6 protein-coding genes are annotated in these 12,146 nt (G+C 50.7%); 1 reads left to right on the top strand and 5 read right to left on the bottom strand.

Translation table 11 applies throughout. The features are described 5' to 3' along the window. On the bottom strand, positions 1 to 209 hold a 209-nt coding region (locus tag AC27HQ_RS16295; protein ID WP_487157263.1), incomplete at its 3' end, for a hypothetical protein. A 486-nt stretch (positions 210 to 695) separates the two neighbouring features. Between AC27HQ_RS16295 and AC27HQ_RS16290 the strand changes: the two genes are divergently transcribed. Next, complete coding sequence (locus AC27HQ_RS16290; RefSeq protein WP_487157262.1) at positions 696 to 1,115, top strand: ATP-binding protein; 420 nt, start codon at positions 696 to 698, stop codon at positions 1,113 to 1,115. A 493-nt stretch (positions 1,116 to 1,608) separates the two neighbouring features. Here the strand turns inward: AC27HQ_RS16290 and AC27HQ_RS16285 are convergent, their stop codons facing one another. The 4 genes from AC27HQ_RS16285 to AC27HQ_RS16270 all read right to left on the bottom strand — a co-directional run bounded on the left by AC27HQ_RS16285 (position 1,609) and on the right by AC27HQ_RS16270 (position 12,142). Further along, the gene (locus AC27HQ_RS16285) at positions 1,609 to 3,717 is read right to left on the bottom strand and encodes a UvrD-helicase domain-containing protein (RefSeq protein WP_487157261.1); all 2,109 of its coding nucleotides are present in this window, start codon (positions 3,715 to 3,717) and stop codon (positions 1,609 to 1,611) included. A 1-nt stretch (position 3,718) separates the two neighbouring features. After that, complete coding sequence (locus AC27HQ_RS16280; protein ID WP_487157260.1) at positions 3,719 to 10,129, bottom strand: DEAD/DEAH box helicase; 6,411 nt, start codon at positions 10,127 to 10,129, stop codon at positions 3,719 to 3,721. A gap of 178 nt (positions 10,130 to 10,307) precedes the next feature. Next, positions 10,308 to 11,420: an HNH endonuclease signature motif containing protein gene (locus tag AC27HQ_RS16275; protein ID WP_487157259.1), complete on the bottom strand. Its 1,113-nt coding sequence runs from the start codon at positions 11,418 to 11,420 to the stop codon at positions 10,308 to 10,310. Next, positions 11,417 to 12,142, bottom strand: coding sequence for an OmpA/MotB family protein (locus AC27HQ_RS16270; protein ID WP_487157258.1), 726 nt, complete (start codon positions 12,140 to 12,142; stop codon positions 11,417 to 11,419). Before AC27HQ_RS16270 ends, AC27HQ_RS16275 begins: the two co-directional genes overlap by 4 nt. Between the last annotated feature and the right edge of the window lie 4 nt (positions 12,143 to 12,146).

Below are 12,146 nucleotides of genomic sequence, written 5' to 3'. Positions count from 1 at the left end.
AAACTTAATGACGAACTCTTGTCGGCATGCCTGTGTCTGCGCACAAGTGGCAACCCGCCGACAAGGGTTTTAGTCCATGATTTAGTTCGACCAAAATTTTTCATATCATTGATATTGATACATTTTTTAATCATATTCAGAACCATCTCTTTAACATTCAATTTTTTTAAAAAATCCGATTGGCCAGCGAATCGCTGATAAATCGGCACTCGTTTGTGATCCGTAGATCGTTGAACTGCTGGTTTTTCGGTTACCTGCTCACCTTGGATTCAAGTAATTATTTGCACGCCGTTCGTGCGGTGGCGGCCAGACGGTCGCACTCAGAGAGATGACCCATAGGGTCGCTTAGATGGGTCATGGCATATCTGATGCCATGAAGTGGTTGGGCTCTGATGCACGATCAGATTTGCAGGCTGTACTTGTATACGCGCTCAGCTCGCACGTCAGACCATGGGTCTGAAGCCGGTTCAGTATCACAAGAAGTAAGCGGTGTATGTGCTGGCAAATTGCGATTTTTACGCAATAAGACACTCGCAACAGACTATTAGTCGGCATTACCGCTGGAAGGGATGCTAAAGACGGCTGTCCAAATTCTCAGTGCTGGTTACAATGCCGGTGCACATAAAACTCCAATACCATGCAATCCATACAGGGGTTTGGGCGTGACCATTCGGTAGTGTTCAGGCATATTCGTAATGTCTTCAAAGACGGCGAAATACCTGAGCAAAGCAATATGCAAAAAATGCATATTGCTGGTTCTGACTGGAACGGGTGCGCTCTATTCGCGCCAGCGAGCGGCGCATCTACCCGCAGATCACCGATATCTTTGCCGAATGCAGCATCGGCCAATAGCTGAACCTATGCATCACCGGATGCTCATTGCTAGCCAGCTACCCACCGAAGACTGGGACGATTACATCGGCTCCGTCATGCTCGCCGACGCCATCCAGGACCGACTTCTGCACGGCGCCCATCGGCTTAACCTGAAGGGGACCCGCCATCGGCTATCGAAACATGTACAAAGCGCAGAGGGATATTGCTTACTACCTGATTGGCTATTACAACAAGCAACGACCGCATACCTTCAACTGTGGTTTATCACCGGTAGCGGCTGAAGAAAAACTTAAAATACTGTCCGGTATCAGTTGACCACTACAAGTTGAGTATCGGGTATTAAGCAGGATATTCCATACGAAGTGAAAGTCCCGACATAATTCCTAATAACAACTATCCTGACCTCAAAGCAGCACTAAGAGTAAAAAATATGCCGATTCCTCCTCAGCCATTCACGGTTCGTTGCCCTGTATGCAACTGGTCAAAGCGAATAAAACCCAAGAGCGATGCGCTCAGACTAGGTATCGATATCCTTACTGAGTGCCCCAGTTGCAGTCATGATGAACTGGAGATAGAAACAGAAAGCCAAGGCCGAACCTGGAAAGAACGGCTCTTCAAAATGCTATCTCAATAGCAAACCAACGTTTTAAACTCTCCAGAACGTAGCACGCAGGTCACGCCGGTAAGCCTGTGCTTGAAATGCGCGGGATGCCGGCACACACCCATGACACCAGGATCAAAACTAAATGCCTTGATCCTGGCTGTTAGCTTCAATCACTTCTTCAGCCAGTCGCTCATGATCCCGTATGAGAACACATACGCCAATTTTCTAGCCCTGGTTAGGCTTACGTAAATCAGTGCACGCTCCTCATTTTCACGCTGACGACGCGTGACAAGATCTGCCGCAGAATCGACGACATAATCAAGGGGCACCAAACCCTTGTTTACTGAAGCGAGAAACACAGCGTCAAACTCAAGCCCTTTGACGCGGTGCATTGTTGCCAAATTCAGTGCATCTACTGGCGTATTCGCCCCTCTACCGTCCAATATATGACAAGCCTGATCAAGGCCTTCGAGGGCGACCTTGAGACGCTCCACTTCTTTACGGGTACGTGCAATAACACAGCAGGCATCAGGTGAGAATCCCTGACTCTCAATTGCTTTGATTATGGCCTTTGCCTGTTCGTTCTCGCTGTCAAAGGAGGCCACCTCTGGTGCAGGACCATGCATTAATGAATGGTAATAGGCTTGGGAGTCCTCACCACCGTCCAGATCGTCTACCGTCACTCCTTCCAGAATACTTACAGCAAGCTTGCGTGTTTCATCTGTAGTTCTGTAGTTAATTTTCAATCGAGCACTGCGGCCACGAATGTCGATGCCACACTGACTTAATACAACTCTGTTTTTCCCGTAAATCCGCTGGTGGCCGTCACCCACAATAAATAGATCATTCGCACCCGCGGGTACCAAAGCTCGTAACAACATAAATGCCTGCGTACCCATGTCCTGTGCTTCATCGACAATAATCGAGCCTATTTTTGGTCTCATGTCGGGATTGGACTCAATGAGTGCGCGCGCATCACGATAGGCATCATCGGATTCTTTTACATGGTTAGAAGCCAAAAGATGACGATATCTCTCAAATACAGGCCATATTTCAACCCGCTGCTGCCTGTTTAGGCGTGTTCCACGTCCGATTCGCGATGCTGCCTTATACTCATCAACCTGCGTTACCGATTGGGGTTGAACGACGCGGGACCACTCTTCCTGAAAGAAAATCATACTGAGATCCAGCCCGGCAGGCTTTTCTGAGTAGGCCTCTTCCCACAGACGCTTCTCCAGTTGATTATCAACCAGCAGGCCATAGTCATAGCCTTGTTTTTTCAAGAAGTTGAGGACCCACGCATCCAGATTGACGACCTCAATTCTGGCAAGCGCTTCAGCCGAACAGATCTTGTTCAAATTCTGTTGAATATCAGCCGCGAGATTCTTGGTAAAGGTTGTAAAGAGTACCTTCCTACCTTCACCGGCTGCGTGTTCTGCCAGCCATTTGGCGCGATGCATAGCCACAACCGTCTTGCCGGTTCCAGCACCGCCCAGGACCCGAACTGAGCCGCTCTTTTTACCCTTAGCCAGTCGATTTTGGGCTGGATGTAAAAATATGCGCCACTTCTCAATCGACTGATTAAGTACCTCTCGAAGCGCCTGTTCATTCTCGGCAATGGCAAAATGTGCCTGGGATTCTGGCCTGTTCAAAGCTGCAGCAAAATCAGAGGTATCAACCGCATCAGGTATTTGAAGAACAGTCTCCTGATAGGCCTCTTCAAAACTGGCGCCAGCCATCAACATGAACAATCCATCATGGACATCTTGGGGTAATTGCTCGTTCAAACGCGCTGTTTCAAGATCTGACTCAATCCGCATAGCCCTAACCAAGGACAAAGTCTCTTGAGGCACGCCCAGCTGTAACAATTGACGATCACGCAAGGCATCAAAGAGCCCTGGTTGCGAGGAAGCAGCTTGATGTCCTTGCGGGCTTTGCACGCTCTCCTCGACCGTGAACAGCTGAATAGTACCGGTGTTGGGATTGATCTCGATTTTACGTTTGGCAGCCCAAGCATACGCATCATCATGATGGGCAACATATAAAAGCAAGTAGAGATCTTCTTTGTCCGCTGCTGCCAGGATGACGCGTACATCCTGGTTGGCTCGAATTGATCGGAGCTTGGTATCTTTGCAAGCCATCAGCTTCTCATAGTGCAAACCGCCATGCTGAGGATCCTGCTGAAATTGCATAACAGCTTTGTTGGCCTGCGTTTGCTCGTTAGGCGTGAGCTTTAATAGGCTTTCAAAATACTTTTCGGAAAAGGCTACGCTGACCATTTCAGGCTCCTGAGTCCATTTCATTGATAGTTGCGGCCAACTTGGCTACGGAATCACACACGACCCATCCCTGTGCTTCCAAATGAGGCCTGGCCGCCTGCTGATCCTCAATTTCGGGCAGCAGAAGCGCGATCTTCAATTCGATAAATAACAATTCTGCCTCACCGACAACCTCATCGAGCGATCCGGAAATGATCTCCTCCCCTACCCTGGCCTGATCAGGCCAGGTAACCGACTGCTCCGCCATCAAGAGACGCAGTGGCTCATCCAGATCAGCGAACCAACTCGGTTGTAAGGATTCTGTCGCAGGCGCACTGCTGGAATGATGGGGTGAAGGCCAAAGTAGGCCGGCAGCCGTACCTTGACTCTTTGACTCAGGTGTCCATGCATAAAAGACTGGCAAAAACTGAAGTAGATTGACTGCAGCCCAAAATCGTTGCCACTGATACCGCGCTGACTCTTCACTGCCCTTTTTCAAGTCATAACACAGCAAAACGGCCGCTTGTGTCAGATCAGCATGCTGAATCAATGATTCGCCAGCGAGGAATTCCAACCGCAAGCTAGCGGCTCCTTGTGCATCCTTGAGATCAACCGCACCCACCATGACCGGATTAGCTGGGCATAAATCCGTAAATGCAGCTGGCAAGGCTGACAGTTCCTTACTCACGCTTTCCTTGACCAGGGCGTCAGCCAAACTGGCCGCTGGCAAACACTGCAGTGCGAACAACAGGCCCTGCATTCCCAAAGAGGCCGTGTCCTGGTCTGCAAGAAAATGCATAAGAAGTTCAAATGAAGATTTATTCAAGTGCAGTGCCGGGTTAACGAAACCCGTTTGTTTAGCAAATATAGCAATTGCCTTGTGATGTTGTTCAGGTGAGGTCATACCCGCAAGTAGGGGTATGTCGAGCGCTTTGTCGCCAAGAACCTTGTTAACGTCATACCAACTCAGTGTCCAAACAACATAGCCTGCATGCATCAAAGCCTGGCGTTTGAGCATATCTTCGCTGCTTTTTGACTGGTGATAGCGGTAGCCATCCAGAAAAATGGCAACAGGCTTAAGACCACTACGAGAAGGCCAGAGTACAAAATCCGGGCGACTGGCAAACTGCACACCCTGGCTGGCACCAAGATCAACCTGGGGTTCAAGCTCGTAAGCCTGCTCACCAATAGTCAAACGGCATCCATGTTTGCCACGGACAATGTCCTGTAATACTCGCACCCTTTCCCCGCCCACACAGTCATGGCCGGAAAAGCATGCCAATGCTTCAGGAAAGCGTGCTTCAAGTTCACTATCAACCCAAGGGTTTGTGGCCAATGCGCTCAGAGACTCACTGTCCTGAACCCACTTATGCCCACCCTCAACAATATCCTTGAGCATTTCCAGAGCCAGCTCCTTACTGGTGCTTTCCATGCCATAGGCATTACGGTATTCCAGCAAGCAGCGATAACAGCCATCCATGCTGTTATGGTAACAATCACAGCCCTGCATTACCGCGTAGGCCATTGCGAATACGGACTGCATATTTTCCGCTTTACTCAACAACTCATGCAGATACCCCGTACCCCCCGGCACTGAATCGTATAGGACAATAAAATGCCGGCGTTCATCAGTCTGACCGATTGGCTCACTCTGATAGGCAACCCTCAGGTGATCGACCTTGCCACCAAATCGGCGTTTAAGACCCAACTGAAGTGCCGCAACAAATGAGTTAACCTGTTCCTCAGTGCCTCCCGTTGAGAGACGAGGCAGCAGGATTCGCAACGCTTCAGAACTGAACTGGCGATAGAGGTACAAACAGTTCTCAATCCCCAGATCATCCTGACCAGTTGCCAACTTGCGAGGTCCCTTTGAGAAACTGCAGCTTTTAAGGTGAACTGCTTCGCCCTTGCGCGGCTGTACCGACCCACATTCGCGACAGATAGGAAAGCCGTTACGTTGTAACTGTTCGCCTGCTACATCAAACATCATTGGCTCGCCTTCCCGTCGGCCAAAATTCACCTCAAGAAAGTTTGCTGTACGAATAAACTCAAACCCGAATGGCTTGTCCTTGTCATCCAGTACCCAGGTAATGCGGATATCCGCAGGCTTGAAGTCAATTAACATCTGCTTGTTGAAAAAGACCGGTTCGCGGTCGTCAGACGTATCATCCAACTGTGCGTCCTGAGCATTGGTGAAGGCATAAACCTGAGTCATGCGCAGCATTTTTGTACGCGCACTGGCATCACCCCACTGCGATGTCTGGCAGCGCGGACAAGTCTTCTCACTGAACCCGGAATCCGGTTCATCAGCCGCTGCGGAGTAGTGACAGCGCGGGCAAAAACGCCAGTCCTGAATGTTGCGCCCGCGCGCTGTTTCTACCCGGGTAATTTTGACTTTACGATTACCCGCATAAAATATCGATTCCGGCGCCAGCTCAGACAGGGCTGCTTGCGCAGGCCGCTGGTATTCATATTCTCGCTTGATAAACTCACGCTCAGCACCATCACCCGACTTTGCCTTGTCCGAACGAAAAATTACCGAGTGCAAAGTTGCACCCTCCTCCGGAAATGCATAATTGGGAAGCAAACCCTCATCAGTCAAAAAATTGAGTGTTTCGCGTTTGTTCATACGAATGCGCATGCTGCGACAGCCCGCAATCTCGCGCTCCAACTCAGCAATTTCAGCCTGAGTATGCTCATCCTGCGGGCGCTTACGCAGTGTCATTAACTGCTTTTCAAGCTCACTGATATTAGCTGCAAAACGCTTACGCTCATCCGCAACCAGCTTCAGTCGGTCAATAACGTAAAGCTCCAAACGATCGTCCTGATGCTGCGGCCCTCCAAACAAAAATTGTCGAAGCAGCTCAAGATCATCGCCACTGAGCTCAGTAGCTACATGGGTGCTGAAACCGTCCCAGATGTCCTGCATATTCTGTTTGAGAAAGCTCAACAAGGTATAAGGGAAGCGATCTTCCTGTGCTTTTTCAACGGCATCCAGTACCGGCTGCATAGTGGCAGGGACTTGATTGCTACCAGCAGAACGGTAAGTCCAACAGTCCATACTGTAAGCAAGTAGCTGGCGACGAAGGACATGTCGCGCCTTAAGGAATACAGCCGGTGGCTCAACGGGGGTATCCAGCATGCGGGCTGGATCTGCATAAAACACAAGGTCATGCGGCCTACCGCTGGCCAGAGTGAGAACAAACGAATTACCATCACGACGCCCGCCACGCCCAATGCGCTGCAGGTAGTTTGCTTGGGCAGGCGGTACAGAGCAGAGTAAAACGCTGGACAGATCGCCAATATCGATACCCATCTCCAGCGTGGGCGTAGCCGACAGCAGGTTATATTCCCAAGGTTTTTTACCCTTGATAAAGCTATCTTCAACACGAATTCTCTCGCTGGCGCTGAGCAGACCCGTATGTTCATGGGCGATAACGCGGTGGATTTCTCCACGCCGATAGAGATTACTGAACAGCGTCTCACGAACAGGCATGCACCTTTCGTAAACCTGGTCAGGATGACTTGCAGAGAGACGAGGTAACCCGATCCAACGTTCAGCCAACTCGGCGGGCACATGTAACTCTCTGTGCCCAGGGCAGTCAACCGCTTGTACCTCAGTGACAATATAAAGCTGCTCAGGATCTAGCATCCACAATTTAGACCCTGACTCAGTTATTTCAGATTTGACCAGCCCTGCGTCGCAAAGCGCATCCAACGCGGCAGCCAAAACCAACTCCAACTGCTTGCGATCCACCAACTGGTCCGGATTCAGACACGCCAACCAGTTGCCCAGCCAGGCATTACCATGCTTGGGTACGAGCGGGTCAAGACCTTCACCACCCCGTATCGCGGGGTAACGCGGCCGGGCATTGCTCGGTCCCATCGCAGGTGTAAATCCAAGCTTGTTTAGCAGATAGGCTCGGCCAGAATTCGATCGGTACAGGCTCAATGACTTAAGACCAAAAGCCCCCTGAAATACCAAATGCTGCATCAGTCCGATAAACACTGCCTGCGCCTGACCGCTGCCAATGCGATAGCCCAATTCGTTTTCAACCAACTGACACCAGGCTGCAGCAGCTTGCTGCATGGGTGCAAAAGTCCAGCTGATTGCAGCCACACCAATACGCTGCAACGAACGGCCGATCTGCGCTCGCCAGCCTAAATCCTCAAGCGCCTGCCAAAGCATGCGTTCACGAATTATCTGCAATAATGGCTTGGGATCGGTAACCAGACCAGATTGTTCAAATTGCTCAAAGTCACTGCGAAAACGTTTGTCAGGTGGCATGAACTCGCGAAGGTAATCAGGCAGAACAAGTCTGCCATTATGGCCCTGGTGTGCTAGCCAAAAAGCTTCAAACCGGTCAGGCAAAGCCAGAATCGGTAAAGGCTCAGCTTGAGCCTCCAGCATCTGAGTCAAGGCCATGCGCACATTGTTGTGCCAGGTTCTCGCCGCAAAAAAACCTGCCCGATGCGCTGCATCCTGAACAGAGTCACTGAATGTCAGCAACTTACGGTCGTCGTTATCCCGACTACTGAACAATTGGTGTATCGCTACTGCGCTCAGGCTGGCAGAACGCGCACCAAACACAACAAGCGCTGATCGCGCGTTGCAATAAGGACAGTCATGCTCATGTTGAACGCGGTTGATACCACCCTGCGTAACCTCCTTGAGCATATGTGGCCTGGTCACTCTTACCAGCGCGCTATTATCTGCCTGGCAAGCCTTGCAGTTCCCAGCATGGTTCAGCGCGGCAGTATGTCCACACTCGCCGCAGATACGAAAATGCTGCGTCCCTGGTGGATGTACGCTTGAACTATCCCAGGGGAGCAACAGGCAGGTTTCGGCATGATGCTTGAAAAAAGCATCATAGGTTTTCTGCAGATCCGCCTCGATCTGCTGATCGACCACTCCACCCTGCTCCATCCGTGTTAACCAGGCCGTACCCCTGCACTCACGGCATTGGACTAGTGGCAATCGGATCTGTTTAAGATCCTTTGGTGGTTGATCGTCAGCAAAAGACAAGAGCGGAGCGAATGGCGGTGTTTCACCCGAATCGGTCTCGGTCAGACTAAGCACCCTTGATTCGCGCAAAGTGCCCACGATACGACGCAACTCGCGCGACCAGAGCTGCAAGCGGAGCTGAACAAAAGGGCGACCAACCGAATCGCGTGCATGGGCCAATAATGACAAAAGCGCAATCAGCGCCAACTCTGAATCGGCTAAAAAGGCCCGGGAAACCTGTCCGGCCAAGAGCTTGACCAGATCACGAAAACGCGGCGTACCGCGCCCAAGCTTTAACTGACGCAGCAGATTGGCCACCTGTCCATGTCGCTTGAGCTGCTTGCCGAGAAAAATCCGACCCTCTTTGGTCGTCAAATCCAATTCCGGCTCAGTAGAAAAGTAAAGCAGGTACGCCGTATTCAGATAGTCCGTCAAACTGGAAGCCAAGGCCCTGCGAACATCATCAGGTGTTACATTGGGGTTCAGCTGCAGATAGGCGATGTTATCGAGAAACTCACTGTCAGACTCACGCTGCTCGCCGATAATCGAACTGCGTTCAAATGGGCTGGAAAATATATCGCAAGCATAGCTCAGCAAGCCCTTTATACTATCCTCACCACCCAGGGTCGCTGAGGTGCCAACGCAGATCAATTTCTCCGGAGCAAGCGAAAAGCGGGCGCGCAGGCGCCGAATCAATAGCGAAAGATCTGTTCCCTGAGCACCATCGAAAGTATGCAGCTCGTCGACTACCAAGTAGCGCAAGGTATCCGGTCCGTTATGCGCCCATAGCGTCTGATCCTTGGGACGCATCAGCAGATAATCGAGCATCTTGTAGTTCGTCAGGAGCACATCAGGTGGGTCATTGCGCAGTACTTCCTTGTCAGTTATCACCTGATCGGGCGTCATGACCTTGTTGCCTTGCGCATCCCCTCCCACAAAAAGACCAACACGCAGCCCCTTCATGGCTGGCTGACGATAAATCTCCTTGGCAAAACGCTTAGCCTGATCGGTCGCCAAGGCATTCATGGGATAAATCACTATCGCTTTTATGCCGCGGCCACCGATACGTTGGCAGTGATCCAATACAGGATAAAGAAAACACTCGGTTTTACCTGAGCCTGTGCCGGTTGCCACTAGCGTATTGGCTGCCTGACGATTCGATGCCAAACGCAGCCATGCCTGCTCCTGGTGCGCAAAAGGGGGAAATTCCGTGGCGAAGGCGGGAAAGAAATCGTTACCGGCCTGGCCTTTCAGAAAAGGCAAGCCAACTGATACATAGGGCCCCTTAATAAAGGCCTCACCATCCTGCTGCTCTTCAACAAGGCGGCGAAACTCTCCGGCGAAAGGGGCGGTTTCGGTTTCAAAACCAGTGACAATAAACTCGCGCAGAGCGGCGGCTACTTCATTTGCCAACAAACCGGGAATCATGAAACATCCTTATTCAGTATTACCTGTACATGGCAAGCTATGACCTCTGCACCTTCGGGACTGGCGCGGACGCATCAGATCATGCCAAAGGCCAACACCTGCCATCTTTCGCACCATCTCAAAGCCGATTGAGCAATAACGGCCAGGCAAGCCAGGTTGAAGTGGCAAAGGGCTCTACTCAACTCCGGAAGCCTTTAAGTGCACTCTCAAGGGTTTCAACTTTCCAACCCAGGCTGTGCAAGATGCTCGTCGCACCTGCATCAACAACCACAGCCAGTTTTGCCTTAGGCCAGGCTGCCTCCACTTCAGCAATCACGGCCCCGCTAGCATCAACTATCTCATAACCGATCACCGGCTTTACCGCACCACTGGCCTTGTAGAGACGCAACAAACCAGCAAAAGGTGGGTCAACCAACTTGAACAGATCATCCCAGGATGCGGCATCACCGAGGATGCCTTGTTCCGTCCGCAGCGATTGAAGCCGAGCCATGTCCTTTGCTTTTATGAACATGAAATCGTGCAATGGCTGCTTACGATGACAATCCGCGCATAGCGCCATGAGATTAGTATCATCATTATGACGTTTGTTGCCATCAATATGATGCGTGTGCAACAAATGCTTCCAGTCTTTCAGATCCACTGTGCATTGCTCGCACACATAACCTTTGGATGCTCTGAAACGTTCGGAGATTTGTGACCAGTCACCAGCATAACCCGCCTTCCGCTCGATAAACGAAGAAGGCAAATATCGAAACAATGAACTGTTCTCGGCAAAAAAGTCCTTCAGCGTGAACGCTTGGCGAATTGCCTGCTGCTGCCTTGGCTCTGTAACGTAGCCGTGATAGTTCAGGTGTTTAAGGCAGTTAATGCAGACGTGCAGCTTTGCAATACCTTCCACTGGCTGTCGGGTAGCCTGTGAGATTCCAAATACCTCAAAATCGCCCGTAATATTCACGAGAGCACGGTATTTTTGAAACCTGTTTTTCTGCCGCATTTGCTCAAGCGTAATGCAGTCGGCAACGTGCACCCGCCTTCCGTCCTTGGCATCGATAAGAGCAGCATCAACCCGACTTCCATGATCAGGAATATACAGAACTACTTGTGCGCCATTGCTGCTAAGCAGACCGTGGGCTGTATCAATCTCATCGATCGTAACGTCAATACCGCCAGCAATAGTCAAAATCGGCGGTAAAGGGACTGCACTAGTAATATCCAGCGAAAACTCGGTTTCTGTCGCCCCCATCTTGCGCACTTGAGCCCACAATGATTCGAGCGGGAAGTGAAGCTTCAATCTGCTAACTCCAGAATCTGCTTGATCCTAATGTCAGCATTGGAGATGACACGAAAGGTCACTCGCCTGCTGCGGTCATAATCTTCCTGCTTGCCATCAGTAACCGGAAGACCTGAGCTGTCTACGGTCTTTGCTGATGAAAATCCCACCGCAGCAATATTGGCCTTGATCCAATCCTGTTGCCCAGCAATCGCATCCAATCCATAGACATATTCGAGCACACTTCGTGTCCGCCCCTGGGACAACTCCATATTCAGAAAGTAAGACTCAGAAGGGCTGGTGGTTTGATTCCATACACTACTGGTATGCCCTTCAATACGCACCTCATTGATACCACCTCTGAACTGTTCAAGGACCGCCAGATATCGCGGAAAGAAGTCAGCTAATAGATCTCGATACGCAGGGCTTAGCTCAATCCGACCTTGTTGGAACAAAACATCCGGCGAGTTGAACGTGAAGGTCAAGGTTTCCTTGTCTACCTCCGCGTTCCACTTGGCAAGATCACTGGCGAACTCGTCAGTAAGGGCATTGTAGATACCCACTTGAGTTTCTTGATACGCAACCGCTACTTCTTTGATACGGTCGCGCTCAATCAATGCATTTCTCATCAAAGCAATTGCGATGAAAAGAAAAACAACCATCAACCCTGCCATAAGATCAGAAACAGACAGCCAGTGGTTTTCCTCCTGTTCAGAGGCCCTTGGCTTGAATATGTCAGCCATAGCA

Source organism: Halopseudomonas sp. 4NH20-0008 (assembly GCF_057548395.1).
This window is presented reverse-complemented; position numbering and strand designations above follow the sequence as displayed.

Coding starts and splice junctions, on each gene's coding strand:
- AC27HQ_RS16290 (WP_487157262.1), top strand. CDS start 696: ATGTCTTCAAAGACGGCGAAATACCTGAGCAAAGCAATATGCAAAAAA.
- AC27HQ_RS16285 (WP_487157261.1), bottom strand. CDS start 3,717: ATGGTCAGCGTAGCCTTTTCCGAAAAGTATTTTGAAAGCCTATTAAAG.
- AC27HQ_RS16280 (WP_487157260.1), bottom strand. CDS start 10,129: ATGATTCCCGGTTTGTTGGCAAATGAAGTAGCCGCCGCTCTGCGCGAG.
- AC27HQ_RS16270 (WP_487157258.1), bottom strand. CDS start 12,142: ATGGCTGACATATTCAAGCCAAGGGCCTCTGAACAGGAGGAAAACCAC.